The sequence below is a fragment of the Micromonospora sp. NPDC005237 genome, from assembly GCF_040607775.1.
GTDB lineage: Bacteria > Actinomycetota > Actinomycetes > Mycobacteriales > Micromonosporaceae > Micromonospora.
Map to the genome: position 1 here is coordinate 623,610 of NZ_JBEXHJ010000001.1, position 17,794 is coordinate 641,403.

At 72.2% G+C, this 17,794-nt stretch carries 12 protein-coding genes; 6 read left to right on the forward strand and 6 right to left on the reverse strand.

Annotation, left to right across the window (positions count from 1 at the left end; translation table 11 throughout):
* Positions 1-388: 388 nt before the first annotated feature.
* The 3 genes from ABZT87_RS03040 to ABZT87_RS03050 form a co-directional block, all read right to left on the reverse strand.
* Complete coding sequence (locus ABZT87_RS03040; RefSeq protein ID WP_355067023.1) at positions 389-1,960, reverse strand: metallophosphoesterase; 1,572 nt, start codon at positions 1,958-1,960, stop codon at positions 389-391.
* A gap of 61 nt (positions 1,961-2,021) precedes the next feature.
* Positions 2,022-3,194 carry a PQQ-dependent sugar dehydrogenase gene (locus tag ABZT87_RS03045; protein WP_355133273.1) on the reverse strand — a complete coding sequence of 391 codons (1,173 nt, stop codon included), beginning with the start codon at positions 3,192-3,194 and terminating at the stop codon, positions 2,022-2,024.
* A gap of 73 nt (positions 3,195-3,267) precedes the next feature.
* Complete coding sequence (locus tag ABZT87_RS03050) at positions 3,268-5,085, reverse strand: SpoIIE family protein phosphatase (RefSeq protein WP_355133275.1); 1,818 nt, start codon at positions 5,083-5,085, stop codon at positions 3,268-3,270.
* 186 nt (positions 5,086-5,271) lie between these two features.
* Between ABZT87_RS03050 and ABZT87_RS03055 the strand changes: the two genes are divergently transcribed.
* A complete protein-coding gene (locus ABZT87_RS03055) occupies positions 5,272-6,198 on the forward strand; it encodes a 2-hydroxyacid dehydrogenase (RefSeq protein WP_355133277.1) in 927 nt (308 codons plus the stop codon).
* A gap of 25 nt (positions 6,199-6,223) precedes the next feature.
* Here the strand turns inward: ABZT87_RS03055 and ABZT87_RS03060 are convergent, their stop codons facing one another.
* A complete protein-coding gene (locus ABZT87_RS03060) occupies positions 6,224-6,616 on the reverse strand; it encodes a PH domain-containing protein (RefSeq protein ID WP_354858679.1) in 393 nt (130 codons plus the stop codon).
* Between the two features lie 215 nt (positions 6,617-6,831).
* Between ABZT87_RS03060 and ABZT87_RS03065 the strand changes: the two genes are divergently transcribed.
* Positions 6,832-9,276, forward strand: a complete 2,445-nt coding sequence (locus tag ABZT87_RS03065) for an EAL domain-containing protein (RefSeq protein WP_355133279.1) — start codon at positions 6,832-6,834, stop codon at positions 9,274-9,276.
* A 14-nt stretch (positions 9,277-9,290) separates the two neighbouring features.
* Here the strand turns inward: ABZT87_RS03065 and ABZT87_RS03070 are convergent, their stop codons facing one another.
* Positions 9,291-10,310 carry a LacI family DNA-binding transcriptional regulator gene (locus ABZT87_RS03070; protein ID WP_354858684.1) on the reverse strand — a complete coding sequence of 340 codons (1,020 nt, stop codon included), beginning with the start codon at positions 10,308-10,310 and terminating at the stop codon, positions 9,291-9,293.
* Positions 10,311-10,711: 401 nt separating this feature from the next.
* On the opposite strand from ABZT87_RS03070, the gene ABZT87_RS03075 reads away from it, so the two are divergent.
* The 4 genes from ABZT87_RS03075 to ABZT87_RS03090 all read left to right on the forward strand — a co-directional run bounded on the left by ABZT87_RS03075 (position 10,712) and on the right by ABZT87_RS03090 (position 16,433).
* Complete coding sequence (locus ABZT87_RS03075) at positions 10,712-11,992, forward strand: extracellular solute-binding protein (RefSeq protein ID WP_355067020.1); 1,281 nt, start codon at positions 10,712-10,714, stop codon at positions 11,990-11,992.
* Positions 11,993-12,070: 78 nt separating this feature from the next.
* Positions 12,071-13,087 carry a sugar ABC transporter permease gene (locus tag ABZT87_RS03080; RefSeq protein WP_354858687.1) on the forward strand — a complete coding sequence of 339 codons (1,017 nt, stop codon included), beginning with the start codon at positions 12,071-12,073 and terminating at the stop codon, positions 13,085-13,087.
* Between the two features lie 62 nt (positions 13,088-13,149).
* On the forward strand, positions 13,150-13,992 hold the full coding sequence (locus tag ABZT87_RS03085; RefSeq protein WP_354858738.1) for a carbohydrate ABC transporter permease: 843 nt from the start codon (positions 13,150-13,152) through the stop codon (positions 13,990-13,992).
* A complete protein-coding gene (locus tag ABZT87_RS03090) occupies positions 13,989-16,433 on the forward strand; it encodes a glycoside hydrolase family 2 protein (protein WP_355133281.1) in 2,445 nt (814 codons plus the stop codon). The genes ABZT87_RS03085 and ABZT87_RS03090 overlap by 4 nt, the downstream gene beginning before the upstream one ends.
* Before the next feature lie 278 nt (positions 16,434-16,711).
* On the opposite strand, the gene ABZT87_RS03095 is transcribed toward ABZT87_RS03090, so the two are convergent.
* A complete protein-coding gene (locus ABZT87_RS03095) occupies positions 16,712-17,647 on the reverse strand; it encodes an HNH endonuclease (RefSeq protein ID WP_355133283.1) in 936 nt (311 codons plus the stop codon).
* Between the last annotated feature and the right edge of the window lie 147 nt (positions 17,648-17,794).

Here is a 17,794-nt window from a genome sequence, read left to right on the forward strand (position 1 = left end):
CCTCGCCCTTCGCTGACCTTGCCCTCGAGGGGTGCGCTCCGCTCGCTTGCCTGCGTGCGCCGGATCGCGTGCGCCAGCCTTCGTGTCTCACTGCCGCCGCCGCTGAGAGTGAGGAGCGTCCGCCTGTCGATGGGGTTCTCTTCGCCCTTTGCTCTGCTTCAATATGCGCAACACCTTGCTGAGCTGCAGAAATTCGGGTGCGCGCAGCTGAGCGGAGTGACCCGACGTAACTGTTGCGTCCGTTGAAGCAGAGCAAAGGCTGCGCAGGCACCGTCGGGCTCGGCTCCGGCTCCGGCTCGGAGGGCTCGGCTCGGGCCGGGCTCCGGCTCGGGCTCCACAGGCGGGTGGGCACCGCCGAGTCGGCGGGTGGGCAGGGGGCAGCTCGCGCTCAGCGGGTCGGGGTGGGGGTGACCGAGGCGGGCGCGCCGGCGCTGGGGTTCTGCACGATGTGGCGTTCCAGGTTGACCTGGGCCTGGCCCGTGCCGCCGACGGTGATGTCGTCGTACGCCTGGAGCATCTTCTGCTGGTCGAAGTAGAGCACTGTCATCGACAGCGGGGTCGGCTTCTCACCCTCCAGGCCGCGCAGCCCGGCCCCGCCGGTCGAGCCCTCCACGAACAGGGCGGTGGGCTGCTGACCGGGTGCCTGCGGCAGCTTGGAGACCTGCCGGGCGTGGGTGTGCCCGGCCAGCACCAGCGGGCAGGTGCCGGCGAGCGGCCCGGCCGACGCCGGGTCGTGCACCAGCGCGATGTTGACCGGCCGTGGCGAGCTGCGCACCGTCGCGGCGAGCTGCGTACCGACCCCGATCACCTGGTTGGCCACCTCCTGGGTCAGCCCGCTGCCGGCCGGTGAGGTGTTCTTGTCCGGGGTGAAGCGCGGGTCGCCGATGCCGGCGATGGTCAGCCCGGCGACCGTGGTGGTCGAGTTGTTCAGCACGATCGCGTTCGGCTGGCGGGCCACCGCCGCGGCGGTCTTGCCCGAGTCGTGGTTGCCGCGGATGAACACGTACGGCTTCTTGAGCAGGCTGATCGAGCCGACGAAGGAGGCCTCCGGCTCGCTGCCCCAGTCGGTGATGTCCCCGGTGTCGATGACCACGTCGATGCCGAACTGCTCGACCACCGTGCGGATCAGCTGCCAGCCGGTCGGGTTGAGGTGCATGTCGGAGACGTGCAGGACCCGGGTGGTGCCGGGCGCCGGCTCCAACACCGGCAGCGCCGACACCGTCGTGTAGAGCTGGCTGACGTTGCCGACGATGCGTTGCAGCTGCTCGGCGTACTTGGTGTAGTCGTTGGCGATGCGGCGGGCGTCGCCGACGATGGCGGGGGCGTTGACCAGCAGGCCCTCGTAGCGCGGCTCCTCGATCGCCTGGGGGCGCAGGGTCGCCGCGGCCGTGCCGAGGCTGCCGGCGGTGACCAGCAGCGCCAACCCGCCCGCCCAGGCGGTACGCCGCACATCGCGGAAGATCAACCCGGCCAGGATGAGGGTGACCAGCACGGCCGACGCGAGGGTCCGCAGGCCCAGCCGCATCACCCCGGAGCGGACGTCCTCCACTGCGCTCTGGCTGGCTCGGTTGATGCTCGCCGGGTCGTCGAGCAGCGCCTCGGTGCGCCCCTGGTCCAGCGCGCCCAGCCGCACGGTGAGGTGGGTCGGCCCGCTGTGGCTGTCGAGCAGCAGGGCGCCGAGCGGTGGCACGTCGATGGTCGTCCCGCCCTCGCGGGCCGGGGAGAGGGTGAGGTTGGCCCGGAACGGCCCGATGTCGGTGTCCACCCGACCACCGGCCAGCACCCCGAGCACCGCCCCGGCCAGGGCCACCACGAGCACGGCGAGGATCACGCCCGTACGCCGTACCGGTCCACCGGGCCGGCCGATCCGCCGGCGCGACGGCCGCGACGGCTCGCCGCCGGTCACCGGGTCGCCCCGGTCCTCGGCGTCGTCGTGCTGCTCGTCGCGTTGCCCGTCCATGCTGAGATTCTGACCTGCCCGCCCAAAGATCTTGGCAAACCTGCGCGGAAGGTGACGCAGGTCAGCTGCGACCGCCGTCGCCGCCGGCGAAGACCACCCGCAGGAGGCGGTCGTCGTCGGCCGCCGGATCACCCCGCCCGTCGTGGTTGGAGGTGCTCACCCAGAGCGAACCGTCCGGCGCGGCGGCCACCGCGCGCAGCCGGCCGTACCGGTTGGTGAGCAGATCGCTGGGCTGCCCGAGCAGCGTGCCGGTGTCGGTCAACTCCATCACCCAGAGCCGCTTGCCGCGCAGGCAGCCGGTGACCAGCAGCCGGTCCGTCGCGGCCAGCCCGGAGCAGGACGCGTCGGACGTCGCCCACTGCGTGATCGGGTCGGTGAACCGCTTGTCGCCGGCCCGCCCCTCGACCTCCGGCCAGCCGTAGTTGCCGCCCTTGGTGATCTGGTTGATCTCGTCCCAGGTGTTCTGGCCGAACTCGACGGCGTACATCCGCTTGGCGTCGTCCCAGGCGAAACCCTGCACGTTGCGGTGACCCAGCGACCAGACCGGGGAACCGGGGTACGGATTGCCCGGCGCGGGCTTGCCATCGGCGGTGATCCGCAGGATCTTGCCGCCGAGGCTCTTCGTGTCCTGCGCGTTGGGGCGCTCGCCCGCGTCGCCCGTGCTGACGTAGAGCTGGCCGTCCGGGCCGAAGCCCAACCCGCCACCGTTGTGCACGTTCGCCTTCGGGATGCCGGTGAGGATCGGGGTGGGTTGCCCGCCGAGTTGCAGGCGGGCGACCCGGTTGTCCTGCTCGGCCGTGTAGTAGACGAAGACCGTCCGGTCCCGGGCGTAGCCGGGGGAGACGGCGATGCCGAGCAGGCCACCCTCGCCCGCCGCCGCCACGTCGCTGATCGTCTGCACGACCCGGACCCGCAGCCCGTCCGGGCCGGAGTCCGGGCCGACCTGGAGAATCCGGCCGCTGTCCCGTTCGGTGACCAGCGCGCCGCCGTCGGGCAGGAACGCGATGGCCCACGGCACCCGCAGCCCCTTGGCCAGGACGGTTGCCACCGCCTGCTGGCCCGCGCCGCCAGGGCTCGCCGGCGCCGACGGGGTCGGCAGGTTGGGCGGCTCACCGGCCGGGTCGGGCTCCGGCTCGCCGAAGCTGCAACCCGTGGCGAGCAGCAGCGTCGCGCAGGACGCCGCGAGGACCACCCGGAGGCGGCGGACGCGAGGGTACGGGAGACGGGCTCTCACCCGGCCCAGGGTAGCCCGCCGGACTGCCCGGCCGGGCCCGCGACACGTGGGCCTCGGCTCGTGCCGCAACCGCTCAGCGGGCCCGGACGGCCAGCAGCGCCGTGTCGTCCTCGCGGTGCTGGATCGAGGCGAGCAGCAGGTCACACAGGTCGTCGAGGGGGACGTTGTCGGTGCCGGTCAACCGGTGCACCAGCTCGGCGAGCCCGTCGTCGATGGACCGGTCCCGACGCTCGATCAGCCCGTCGGTGTAGAGCAGCAGCGTGTCGCCGGTGGCCAGGCTGGTCGAGTGGCTGGTCCGCGGCGTGGGCCGGGCCAGGCCGAGCAAGGGCTCCGGTGTCGCTTCGAGGACCTCCACCGCACCGCCGGCCCGCACCACCAGGGCCGGCGGGTGCCCGGCGTTGCACCAGGTCACCTCGCGGACGCCGGAGCGCCGGCCACAGATGCGCACCAGCGTCGCGGTGGCCGCGATGGGCAGCCGCAGGCCACGGATGGCGCTGTCCAGGTGGCTCATCAGCGCTCCGACCGCGTCCGGCCGGCCGAACGCGTTGCCACGCACCAGGTTGCGTAGCTGGCCCATGGTCGCCGCCGCCTCGATGTCGTGCCCGGCCACGTCCCCGATAGCCGCGATCAGGTCACCATCGGGTTGCACGAAGGCGTCGTACCAGTCGCCGCCCACCTCCACCCGGTCGGCCGCCGGCTGGTAGCGGGCCGTCAGCTCCAGCTCCGTCACGAGCGGCAGCCGCGGCAGCATGCTGTGTTGCAGCACCTCGGCGACGTGCCGCTGCTCCCCGTACATCGAGCTGTTGCCGACGGACTGCCCGGCCCGGCGGCCGATGTCCACGGCGGTGAGCAGGTCGCGGTCGTCGAACTGCTGACGGTCGGGGGCGTTGACCAGGGTGATCGCGCCCAGCACGGTGCCCCCGACGGCCCGCACCGGCACGCTGAGGTAGGAGGCGATGCCCAGCCGCTCGGCGATCGCCGACATCTCCGGATCGGTGGTGCCCCGGGCCACGTCGGTCAGCGACGCCACGCCGCCGAGCCGCGGTTGGCCGGTGCGCAGCACCGCCCGGATGATGGACTCCTGGCTCAGCCCCGTCCGCAGCAGCTCGGCGAAACGGTCGACGTCCGGCGTCCGGGCCGGGTCGCGGTGCACCGCGACCACCTCCCGGGGCTGTCCGGATGGCCCGACCAGCGTGAGCAGGCACCAGTCGGCGAGCAGCGGCACCATGGTGGCGGCGAGCCGGCGCAGCGAGGTGCCCACGTCCAGCGTGCCGGCGAGCGTCTCGCTCACCCCGGCCAGCAGCTCCAGCCGCTCATGCGCCCGGACGACCCGCCGCCGCGCCTCCTGCGCGCCGTCCAGCGCGATCCGCAGTCGCAGCTCCGACGAGCAGGCGGCGGCGAGGTCGGCAAGCGTCCGCAGCTGCCCGGCGGTCCACGCCCGGGGCTTGTTGTCGATGGCGCACAGCGAGCCGAGCACTCGGCCGGAGAGGTCGGTCAACGGCATCCCGGCGTACGCGACGACGCCGAGGTCGTCGATGGCCAGGTTGTCGCGTACGCGGGGGTAGAGCCGGGCGTCCGGCAACACCATCGGCACCTCGATGTCCACCACGTGCTGGCAGAACGAGTGGCTCAACGGGGTCTGCCGCCGCTGCGACCACGGCTCCGGCAGACCCACCGCGCCCGGGAAGAACTGCCGGTCGGCGGAGACCAGGGAGACCAGCGCGACCGGAACCTCCAGCAGGTCACTGACCAGCCGGGCGAACCGGTCGAACGCCTCGTCCGGTACGGCGTCCAGGCCCGTGTCGGCCAGCGCACGCAGCCGCGCCGCGTCGCCGAGCGCCGGGGGTGGGGCGGTCGAACGTCGCGGGCTGGCGGGGGAGCCGTCGGTCATCGAGCACCTGTCTGCCGGGGCGGGGGCCGACCGGCCCTCCGACCCTTGGTTATACCTCGTCATGGCCGGGACCGAACATCGGTGTGCCGAGTCTCGCCCGCCCCGCCGCCGCGCGCCATCCCCCGTGACGCCGGATCGCCGCCGTGCCCGCACCGGCCGTCGCGCCGGAGGCTATCGTCGGCGGACGTGAAGGTATGGATCCCGCATCCGGCCGGCCTGAACCTCGTCGGCGAGCTGCCCCCGGACGTGACGGTGGAGGTCGCCGAAACCGCCGACCGGTTGCCGTCCGCCCCGGCCGACGTCCGTTTCTGGGTACCGCCGTTCCTGAGCGGGTCGGACGCGACCGCGCTGCTGCACCAGCTCCCCGATCTGGAGGCGGTGCAGCTGCTCTCCGCCGGGGCGGACGCCTGGGTCGGCCGGATGCCGGAGGGGGTCACGCTCTGCGACGCCAGGGGGGTGCACGACCCGTCCACCGCCGAGTGGGTGGTCACCGCGATCCTCGCCCAGCTGCGGGCCTTCGGAGCCTTCGCCCGCGCGCAGGCCGAGCGGCGGTGGGCGTACGACGGCAACGCGCCGACCGACGAGCTGACCGGCAAGCGGGTGCTGATCGTCGGGGCCGGCTCGATCGGCACCGCGGTGCGCGACCGGCTCGCGCCGTTCGAGGTGAGCTTCACCCTGGTCGCCCGGACGGCCCGGCCCGAGCAGGGGGTGTACGCCGTCGCGGAGCTGCCCCGACTGCTGCCCGACGCCGACGTGGTGGTCGTGCTGGTGCCGCTCACCGACCAGACCCGCGGCCTGATCGACGAGGACTTCCTGGCCGCGATGCCCGACGGGGCGCTGCTCGTCAACGCGGCCCGCGGTCCGGTGGCCCGTACCGAGGCGCTCGTCGCCGAACTGGCCACCGGTCGGATCTCGGCCGCGCTGGACGTCACCGACCCGGAGCCGCTCCCCGCCGACTCCCCGCTGTGGACGATGCCGAACGTGCTGCTCACCCCGCACGTGGCCGGGTCGGTGCGAGGGCTGCTGCCGCGCGCGTACCGGCTGGTCGGCGACCAGGTGCGGCGGTTCGCCGCCGGTCAGCCGCTGATCAACACGGTGGTCGACGGCTACTGACCGGGCCGCGCGGTCCGGCCCGGGCTCACGGGCCGGGTGTTTCGGCGGCCTCGTCCCGCAGTGTCTGGCCGGTGGCCGAGACCAGTCGGGGCAGGTCGGTGCCGCGGACCGCCGGCAGACCGACCTGCTGGCCGTCGTCGAGGCGGGCGACGACCCGCCCGCGCGCGTCGGTGGCCAGCTCGACGACCCGGTCCCAGTCGATCCGACGTTGCCCGAACAGCGCCCGCAGGCGCAGTTCCCGGGAGTCGGCGTCGGTGCCGGCCCGCCAGGCCCACACCCCGACAGCGAGCGGGACGAGCAGCACCGGCAGCAGGTACGCCCGGGCGTTGGCCAGCGGCAGGGCGCCGATGAAGGCGATGACGGCGGCGGCCAGGATGGCTTGGTTGTACCGGAAGCGGACCGTGTCGGGCGTACTCACCCTGCGATGATCCCACCCCTGGTCGACGCGGGTCGCGGCGGGCGGCGCACGGAGCCCCGGACGCCGTACAGTGACACGGGTCACTGCTTCACGCCGGTGGCCGACGCGTAACCAATCTGGTCGCCGGTCGTTCCCCACTGTTGGGCAGCGGACCCGCAACGTCCGCCGTCCCGCACCGCCGCACCGCCCCGTGCCCCCTCACGAAGGCGACCGCCGTGCTCCTCGCGTACCCGTTCCATGTTCTCGTCTCCCGCCGGGCGACCCCGGAGGTCGCCGTGTCCACGGCCGTGGCGCTGCTCGTCCTCGCCGGGGCCGCCGATCTGGTCCCGACCCCGGTGGTGATCGCGTTGTCCGGCGGCGCGGGCGCCACCCTCGCCGGCGTACGACTCTCCCGGCTCGCCAGCCACCGATCCAGCGAGCCGCCGTCCACCGACCCCTCGTGGCGGACGGCCGCCGTACTGCTCGACGCGGCGGTGGTGGCGGCCGGGTGCGTCGCCGCCGCGCTGCCGCTGGTCGACGCCGGGCACCGCGCTGCCGCGCTGCTCGGATCGCTGACCGTGGCGGTCCTGTCCGTGGCCGGGCTGCTTCGGCTTCCGGCTCGGCCGTCGCGAGCGGCGCGGCTGCGAGGGCTGGTCGAGGCGACCGGCCCGACGCTCGTTCTGACCCTCGCCGGCTGGTTGCTGCTCCCTTCCGACACCCTGCCGGCGCCGGCCCGGCTGGTCGCGGCGCTGGTGCTCGGTGGGCTGGGCATGGCCGCGCTCAGCGCGTTCACCGGGTCCGGGCGGCGCTCGGGCGGCGCGATCTGCCGGGGCGGCGTCCTGCTCACCCTGGTCGGGCTGGCGCTGCTGGCGGTCCTGCCACCCGTCGCGACGGGCCGGGCGGCGCTGCTGGCGGTGCCGCCGCTGGTGCTCGGGATGCTGCTGACCGCGCTCGGCGCGAAGTCCGCGGTGGCGACGGCCAGCGCGCAGCCGGTGACCGGCCCGCCCGCCGCGACCTGGCCACGGGTGGTGCTCCCGGCGTCGGTGCTGCTGCTGGCGGCGGGCCTGCAGGTTGTATCCGGCCGCACTCCGGACCGGACGAGTGTGCTGCTCGCCCTGGCGGCGGTGCCACCACTGGTCCTGCGGGAGCTGCTGCGCGGCGGCGACGCGGGCGCCGGGGAGCGACACGCCGCGCACCGCCGACGCGCCGACCACGCGGTCCGGCGCCGCCGGACGGCGCAACCGCCCCTTCCCGGTACGACCGAGGGTGCGCCCGCGCACGACAGGTGCCCCGACGCCGCGCCGTGGCCGTCCGACGGGGGCGCGACCGCCGCCTCCGGCGTCGACGAAGCCTGGCCCCCCGACGGTGGTGCCGCCGCGCCGACCGGCCTCGACGCGGCGTGGCCCGACGCGGGTGTCGCCTGGTCGACGTTCGACCACCGGTCCGGTTCGGCCGGGGAGCGGGCGGCGCTGCTGGACGCCCTCGCCGCCATCGGCGACGTGCCCGCGCCGGCCGGTGCGCTGCTGCTGGTGGAGCTGCACGGCGCGGACGGGCTCGGCCCGGTGGCGCGCGAGGACGTGCTGGCCGAGGCGGTCCTGCGGGCCCGCGCGGTGGTCGGGCCCGACGACCTGGTGACCGGCTGCACCGGCACCGGCTTCGCGGTGGTCACCGGCGCCGGGCCGGTGCTGGCGTACGCGCTGGGCACCCGGCTGCTGACCGCGCTCACGCCGCCGTACCAACCGGCCGGGTCGGTGCTGCGCGTGCAGGCGAGCATCGGGCTGGCCGAGGTGAGTGGATCCGGACCGGCCGACGTGCTCCGTCAGGCCGAGCTGGCCCGGCGGCGGGCGGTGCAGCTCGGCCGGGACCGGGTCGAGTGGTACGACGCGTTCCTGGAGGAGCAGTTGGTGCGCCGGCTCGACCTGGAACGTGAGCTGCCCGGCGCGGTGGCGCGAGGCGAGCTGGACCTGGTCTATCAGCCGGTGCTCGACCTGACCGACCGGCAGCCGGTGGGCGCCGAGGCGCTTCTGCGCTGGCGCAGCCCGGTGCTGGGCACTGTGCTTCCGGCCGAGTTGCTGCCGGTCGCCGAGGATCTGGATCTGGTCGGCGAGTTCGAGTGGTGGGTGCTGGACCGGGCCTGCCGGCAGCTGGCCGACTGGTCGGCGGGCCCCCGTGAGCTGTGGATGGCGGTCAACGTGACCACCCGGGAGCTGACCGTCCCCGACTTCGTGCAGCGCACCGCCGCGGTGCTGGCCGCGTACGGGGTGTCGCCGGAGCGGCTGGTGGTGGAGGTGGCCGAGCCGAGGATCGGCGCTGACCTGTCGACAGTGGTGGCCCGGCTGGCGGGGCTCCGGTCGCTGGGCGTCCGCACCGCGCTTGACGACTTCCGGGCCGAGCATGCGTCCCTGGCGCAGCTGCGCCGCCTGCCGATCGACCTGCTGAAGGTGGGCCCCGAGCTGGTGGGGGCGCAGCCGGCGGGGCAGCCGCCGCTGATCGACGTGGTGGTCAGCGTGGGCGAGCGGTTGGGTGTGGAGATCGTCGCCGAGGAGTTGGAGTCACCGACCCAGGTCGAGGGGGCGCGTCGGGCCGGCTGCCGCTACGGGCAGGGCTTCGCGCTGGCCCGTCCGGCCACCGCCGAACGGGTCGAGGCGTACTTCGAGGAGTTCCCCTCGGCGTCCCGCTGAATCACTGAACCGGTTCACTTCCCGCGTGGCGGCGCCGTGCTGCCGCGCGGGGTCAGCTGGGGGCTCTCGTCCTGCACGCGCGTCGCCGGCTGCCCCCCGATGACGGCGAGCAGGTGGCGGGCGGCGTGCGCGCCGTACGCGGGGATGTCGCGGCCCAGCGCCGTCAGGGGCGGGTGCACCAGCCGGCACAGTGGCGAGTCGTCCCAGGCCACGATGGACAGGTCGTCCGGCACGGTGAGGCCCATCTCCTGGGCGACCGAGAGCCCGGCGACGGCCATCACGTCGTTGTCGTAGATGACCGCCGTGGGCCGCGCGGCGGAGCTGAGGAGTCGGCGGGTGACCCGCCCACCCTCCTCGCCGCTGTAGTCGGAGAAGACGGTGACCGCCTCGGCCAGGCCGAGGCGCTGGCACACCGCCGCGAAGGCGTCGGTACGGATCTCGGTGTGTCGCAGGTCGGGCAGGCCGCCGACGCGGGCGATGCGGCGGTGGCCGAGCGCCACCAGATACTCCACCGCCTCGGTCAGCGCGACCGCGTCATCGGACCAGAGGCTGGCCAGCTCGCCGGTGCCGCCCGGCCCGCCGATCACCACGGCCGGCAGTTGGAGCTGTTGCAGGGCGGCGATGCGGCGGTCGTCGGTGTGCAGGTCGCAGACGAGCACCCCGTCCACCCGGCGCTCGCCCCACCAACGCCGGTACACCGCGATCTCGGCGTCGTGGTCGGCCACCACCTGGAGGGTCAGCGCGTACGAGCGGGCCGAAAGTTCGGCCTCCACGCCACTGATCAGCGCCATGAAGAACGGCTCGACGCCCAGCGTCCGGGCCGGCCGGCACAGGGCCAGGCCGACGGCGCCGGCGGTGGCGGCGGAGAGCGCCCGCGCGGCGCTGCTCGGGCTGAACCCGATCTCGGTCGCGATGGCGAGGATGCGCTGCCGGGTGGCCTCCGACACCCCGGGCTGCCCGTTCAGCGCGTACGACACGGCACCCTTGGACACGCCCGCGCGACGGGCGACGTCGGCGATTGTCGGCCGCTTCACCGGCGTGCTCCTCCACTCTCGCCCCGGGTCGGGGGTCGGCTGACTGCCACGGCCGGGGCCGGCCCGTGGCCCCCGTTGGCGGCCTCAACCTAGCGCAGCCGGCGTCGGCGACCGACGGCGACCGCGCATCGTCCCGAAACGGCTGCGGCCGGCGGAAGCTTGCCCGGTTCAGCGTACCCGCGCGGGAGGGCGCTGGGCTGTCCCGAGCCCGCCGGAAACTGTGGGAGAACGCGCTCCACCACGCATGATCGCGCTCCCACACGCCGCATTGCGCATCCACGCTCGTCGCGGCTTACCACCCGTTGACACTCCTGGAACCGGACCGTACGGTGACGGAACTTATCCGGTTCAGTCAACGTCTCTCGATGTCGGGAGCGTTTCCATACCTTCGGAGGGATGACATGAAACGGTCCTGGACCCGGTGGGCCCGCACGGTCGCCGCAGGTGCTGTCGGCCTCGCCCTGGTCGCCGCGTGCAGCGGCAGGAGCGGGCAGGAATCCGACGCGGCCGACGGGCAGGTCACCCTGAAAATCAACTTCTGGGGTGACTTCGGCCTTCAGGACCTCAAGACGAAGTACGAGGCCGCCAACCCCAACGTCAAGATCCAGCTCAACTCCGGCGAGTACAACGCCCAGCACGAGGACCTGCAGAAGAAGCTCGTCGCCGGCTCCGGCGCACCGGACATCGCGGCCATCGACGAGGGCTTCATGGTCCAGTTCCGCGGCCAGTCGGACAAGTTCGTCAACCTGCTCGACAAGGGTGCCGGTTCGTACGAGAGCAAGTACCTGCCCTGGAAGTGGAAGCAGTCGCTGTCGGCCGACGGCAAGACCCAGATCGGCCTCGGCACCGATACCGGCGGCCTGGCCATGTGCTACCGCACCGACCTGTTCAAGGCCGCCGGCCTGCCCACCGACCGCGACCAGGTATCCGCCCTCTGGCCCACCTGGGACAGGTTCATCGAGGTCGGCCAGCAGTACACCGGCAAGACCAGGAAGAAGTTCATCGACGCCGGCACCAACCTGTTCAACCCGATCCTCGGCCAGCAGCCGGTCGGCTTCTACAACGAGCAGGACCAGCTCCAGATGGAGCAGGGCCCGAAGGTCGCGTTCGACTACACCACCAAGGCCATCGACGCCGGGCTCTCGGCCAACCTGGTCAGCTTCCAGGCCGACTGGGACAAGGGCTTCACCAGCGGCGCTTTCGCCGTCCTCGCCTGCCCCGCGTGGATGCTCGGCCACATCAAGGACACCGCCCCCGGCACCCAGGGCAAGTGGGACATCGCCGCGGTGCCCGGCGGTGGCGGCAACTGGGGCGGCTCGTTCCTGACCGTCCCCAAGCAGGGCAAGCACGTCGACGAGGCGTACAAGCTGGTCGAGTGGCTGGTCCAGCCGGAGCAGCAGATCGAGATCTTCAAGAAGGTCGGCAACCTGCCCTCGCAGCCGGCCCTCTACAGCGACCCGGCCATCGCCGAGTTCAAGAACCCGTTCTTCACCAACGCGCCGGTCGGGCAGATCTTCCCGAAGATGGCGCAGGGCCTGACCCCGCAGTACCTGGGCAGGAAGAACGGCCCGACCCGGGTCGCGGTGGAGAACGTGATCCGCCGGGTGGAGAACAAATCCCTCAGGTCCGACGCCGCCTGGGCGGAGGCGGTCAAGGAGGCCGAGAAGGCCAGCAGCTCCTGAGCCCGCTGCGGAGGCGGGCCGGACACGGCCCGCCTCCGCGCAGTCGTACCCCTGTCTCTTCGGCCCTGGAGTGCCCCGATGTCCACGACCCGCGCCGCGCCCGAGCCGTCGGCCCGACCAGCCGCCGGGCGGCACGGCCACGACACCGGCCCGGCCCGCCCCCGACTCGCCTGGCGCGACCGGCTGCACCGGTTCGACTCGCGCTACATGCCGTACGTGCTGATCGCGCCCTTCTTCCTGCTCTTCCTGGCGTTCGGGCTGTTCCCGCTGATCTTCAACGGCGTGGTGGCCCTACGGAACTACCGGCTGGACGACCCCGACGCGACCGGCTGGGCGGGGCTGGGCAACTTCCAGCAGCTGCTCGGCGACGAGGACTTCTGGAACGCCCTCTACAACACCTTCGGCATCTTCCTGCTGTCCTCGGTGCCCCAGCTGCTGCTCGCGCTGATCGTGGCGTCCCTGCTCAACCGGCGGCTGCGGGCGCAGACCTGGTGGCGGGTGGGCGTGCTGCTGCCGTACGTCACACCGATCGTCGCCTCGACGATGGTGTTCAGCGTCTTCTTCTCCCGCGACTTCGGGATGGCCAACTGGGCGCTCGGCCTGTTCGGTGTCGGCGGTGACGACCCGATCGACTGGCGGGCCGACAAGGTGCACTCCTGGATCGCCATCGCCACGATGGTCAACTGGAAGTGGATCGGCTACAACGCGCTGCTCTACCTGGCCGCCATGCAGTCCATCCCGCGGGACGTCTACGAGGCCGCGGCGGTCGACGGCGCCGGCCCGTGGCGGCAGCTCTGGCGGATCACCGTGCCGATGATCCAGCCGGTCGTCGTGTTCACCGTCATCCTGTCCACCATCGGCGGGTTCCAGCTCTTCGTCGAGCCCATGCTGTTCGACCTCCAGGCTCAGGCCGCCACCGGCGGGCCGAACGGCGAGTGGCAGACCATCGCCCAGCTGATCTACAAGGTCGGCTGGAAGGACCTGAATCTCGGGTACGCGGCCGCGATGAGCTGGGCACTCTTCCTGATCATCCTGGTCGTGGCCGGGATCAACACCCTGCTGACCAACCGACTCTCCGGAGGGCGATCCAGGTGAGCGCCGTCGACACCGCACCGCCCCGCCCGACGGCCGCGAAGAGCCGCTGGCGGGCCGCCCTGATGGGCCGCGCCCCGCAGGAGACCCCGGCCGGCCTCGGCACGTACCTGCTGCTCGCCACCACCATGCTGTTCGCGGCGTTCCCGCTGTACTGGATGTTCGTCATCGCCACCAGCGACGACGAGGCGCTGGCGCAGCTCCCGCCGACGGTGATACCCGGTGACCGTTTCCTCGTCAACCTCGACGAGGTCTTCTCCCTGCAGGACGTGTACTTCGCCGCGTCGCTGGTCAACAGCGTCATCGTCGCGACCGTGGTGACCGCCTCGATGCTGTTCTTCTGCTCGCTCGCCGGGTTCGCGTTCGCCAAGCTGCGCTTCGCCGGCAGCCGGTGGCTGATGCTGTTCGTGGTGCTCACCCTCACCGTGCCCAATCAGCTCGGCGTCGTCGCGCTCTACATCGTCATGGGCAAGCTGGGCTGGAACGGCACCCTGCTGGCCGTGATCGCGCCGGGCCTGGTCACCGCCTTCGGCGTCTTCTACATGCGGCAGTTCATCCTCAACACCGTGCCCGACGAGCTGATCGAGTCGGCGCGGATGGACGGGGCCACCACCATGCGGGTCTACCGCTCCATCGTCCTGCCGGCGATCCGACCGGCCCTCGCGGTGCTCGGCCTGCTCACCTTCGTGGCAACCTGGAACGACTTCCAGTGGCCGCTGATCACCCTGAGCGGCACCGACTTCCCGACCTCGATGGTGGCCATCTCCGACCTGGCCAGCGGCAACTACGTCATCTACCGTCGGGTGCTCGCCGGGGCGTTCGTGGCGACCATCCCCCTACTGATCATGCTGTTTCTCGGTGGACGACAGATCGTCCGCGGAATCATGGAAGGCGCGGTGAAGTCTTGAGTCGACAGGCACTCCACGACGGCTGGACCCTGCGGGCGGCACCCGGAGCGCAGGTGCCGGCCGCGATCGCCGGGCAGGCCGTGCCGGCGACCGTGCCCGGTTGCGTGCACACCGACCTGCTCGACGCCGGGCTGATCCCCGACCCGTACCTCGACGACAACGAGCTGTCCCTGACCTGGATCGGGCGCACCGACTGGCACTACCGGACGACCTTTCGCCGCCCACCCGGCGACCACGACCGGATCGACCTGGTCTGCGCCGGCCTGGACACGGTCGCCGCCATCAGCGTCAACGGGGTCGAGGTCGGCCGTACCGAGAACATGCACCGCGGCCACCGCTTCGACGTCTCCTCGCTGCTGCGCGACGGCGACAACGACCTGGCCGTCGCGTTCGACTCCGCCTACCGCTACGCCGAGGCGCAGCGTGACCGCCTCGGCGACCGCCCCAACGCGTATCCGGAGCCCTTCCAGTTCGTCCGCAAGATGGCCTGCAACTTCGGCTGGGACTGGGGGCCCACGCTGGTGACCGCCGGCATCTGGCAGGACATCGGCCTGCACGCCTGGTCCACCGCCCGGCTGGCCACCGTCCGCCCGCTGGTCACCCTCGCCGGCCGTGACGGCCGGGTCGACGTGCACGTCGAGGTCGAGCGCGTCGCGGCCGTCCCGCTGACCGTGCGCGCCACCGTCGCCGGCGTCAGCGCGGACGTGGTCGTCCCGGCCGGGCAGCGCACGGCCGTGCTGAGCCTCACCGTCCGCGAGCCCGCGCTGTGGTGGCCACGGGGGTACGGCGAACAGGCCCGCCACCTGCTGGAGGTGACCCTGCACGCGCCGGACGGCGAGACCCTGGATGGCTGGTCGCGGCGGGTCGGCTTCCGCTCGGTGCGACTGGACACCACCCCCGACGAACACGGCACCCCGTTCGTGCTGTCGGTCAACGACGTTCCGGTCGTCGTGCGCGGCGTGAACTGGATCCCCGACGACGTCTTCCCCACCCGGATCACGCGGGATCGGCTGGCCGGGCGGTTCGACCAGGCGATCGGGGCCAACGTCAACCTGCTGCGCGTCTGGGGCGGCGGCCGGTACGAGTCGGAGGACTTCTACGACCTCGCCGACGAACGCGGGCTGCTCGTCCAACAGGACTTTCTCTTCGCCTGTGCCGCGTACCCCGAGGAGGAGCCGTTCGCCAGCGAGGTCGCCGCCGAGGCCGCCGAGCAGGTGACCCGCCTGACGCCCCACCCGTCGCTGGTCCTGTGGACCGGCAACAACGAGAACATCTGGGGCTGGCACGACTGGGACTGGCAGGAACCCCTGGCGGGCCGCACCTGGGGACGCGGCTACTACCTCGACGTCCTGCCCCGCATCGTCGGCGAGCTGGACCCGACCCGTCCGTACTGGCCGGGCAGCCCCTGGTCGGGCACCGAGACGATCCACCCCAACGACCCGGCGCACGGCACCACCCACATCTGGGACGTGTGGAACACCGACGACTACACGAAATACCGGGAGTACGTCCCGCGCTTCGTCGCCGAGTTCGGCTACCAGGCCCCACCGGCGTACGCCACCCTGCGCCGGGCTCTGAGCGACGAACCCCTCGCCTCCGACTCGCCGGGCATGGCCCACCACCAGAAGGCCGCCGACGGCGACGCCAAGCTCCAGCGGGGCCTGGACGCACACCTGCCCGCCCCGGCGGACTTCGACGACTGGCACTACCTGACCCAACTCAACCAGGCGCGGGCCATCCAACTGGGGGTCGAGCACTTCCGGTCGCACCGGGACGTCTGCGCGGGCACCATCGTCTGGCAGCTCAACGACTGCTGGCCGGTCACCTCCTGGTCGGCCGTCGACGGCGACGGCCGCCGCAAACCCCTGTGGTACGCGCTGCGCCACGCGTACGCCGACCGGCTGCTCACCGTGCAGCCCCGCGACGGCGGCCTGGCCCTGGTCGCGGTGAACGAGACAGCCGAGGCATGGAGCGCGCCGGCCACGGTCACGCGCGCCACCCTCACCGGGGAGCCGAGGGCGAAGACCTCGGTCGACCTCGACGTCCCGGCGTACTCGGCGGTGACGCTGGCACTGCCGGCGGATCTGGCCCGACCGGACGAGGCCCGGCGTGAGTTGCTCGTGGTCGAGGCGGGCGTCGAGCGGGCGCTGTGGTTCTTCGCCGAGGACCGGGACGTCGACTGGCCGGCGGCGGCCTGGGACGCCACGGTCGAGCCGCTCGACGGTGGGCAGCGGGTGCGGGTGACGGCGCGCACGGTGCTGCGCGACCTTGTTCTCTTCCCTGATCGACTGGACGCCTCGGCCACCGTGGACGTTGCCCTGGTCACCCTGCTCCCGGACGAGTCGGCGACGTTCATCGTGCGGGCCGACGGGCCGCTGGACCCGGTGGCGCTGACCGCCCGACCGGTGCTGCGCTGCGTCAACGACATCCAGCCGGACTGAGCCGTTCACCGCCTGATCAACACGACTTCGCCGATTTGACGGTGTCCGGCGGCCCCGATACCGCCATTTCGGCGAAGTCGTGTTGATCGAGCAGCCTCGCAGCCGGCGACGGATTTTGCGATGAGCGTGATGCACCACAGTCATCTTGATGACTCAGCGGCATCACGCTCTCCGCAGTCCGCCGATGGTCACCTCGACGGCGGAGCAATCAGCGCTCGCAGTCGGGGGCAATGCCTGGCGCAATACGGGAGGAACTGCGGGTTGGGTACCCCGGGATCTCATGCTGCTTGGTACACCTCGTCGAGGTGCCACTCCAGGAACTCGCGATGCGGACGGTCGCGAGTGGCGGTCGGGACGGTGATCGACGTGCCAGCTCGGGCGTAGAACTGTTCGCCGTTACCGAACTCGGCCCGCAGGCGCGGACTGACCATCAGCCGATGCTTGGGGTCGATGCCGAGATAGCCGTGGTCGAAGAGGGTGTGCACGTCGGACCGGAGCAGCATCCCGTTGTCCAGCCTGTGCTCACCTCCGGCAGGGAGAGGTCTGATGTGCGCCGCCTGGAGCACCGGCTGAATCCGGTCACCGGTGATGGCGCACCGCCGGCCGTAGGCGTCGAGGACCACTGCCTTGAACGACTGTTGCCCCAACCGGTTCGGCCTGAGGCGCGGGTCTCCGAACACCGGCCCGGGTCGGTGCCAGGGCTCGTTGAAATCGAGCTCGATGGGGGTACCGAGCAGCCGTCTTATCAACACCTCGAAGTAGCCGAAGGGCGTCTCGTTCGCGACGACGTATCCCTTGCCCTGAACGATGTTCGAGGCGAAGTCTGGCGGTGGCCCGGTGGGCTCACTGGCGGGGAAGAAGACGGTGTCGCGGATCAGGACGCAGCCGATCAGCGGATCCTCGGAGGCGGGGATTGGTCCCGACCGGTATCTCCCGATGATCCGCCGCATCCCGGCGAGGTCCGAGACTCCGTTGCCTTCCTGGAACAGGTCCCAAGCCTCCGACACGCGCAACTGCGCAAAGCCACTGAAGAAGCCACCGCCCACCACACGGTTGTGCGGGTGGTGGGTCTTGAAGAAGAAGGGCTCGCCGGGTGACAGCGCGCGGAAGGCCCGAGAGCCCGCGGGACGCCAGAAGTTGACCTCGGCGAGGTGCGGACGAGCCGCTAGAAACCGGAACCAGTCCCCATCGGTGACTCCGACATAGGCTCTCACGAACCCATTCTGTCGCTCGGCAGCCATTCCGTCAGCCCCGGTCGATCAGCACAACCACGTTGACCGGCGAGCCGCGTTCTGTAACGACGACCACCCGAGGCCGTACCCATGCCTCCTGGTTGAGGCCGTTGAAGTAGTCCTGTTCCG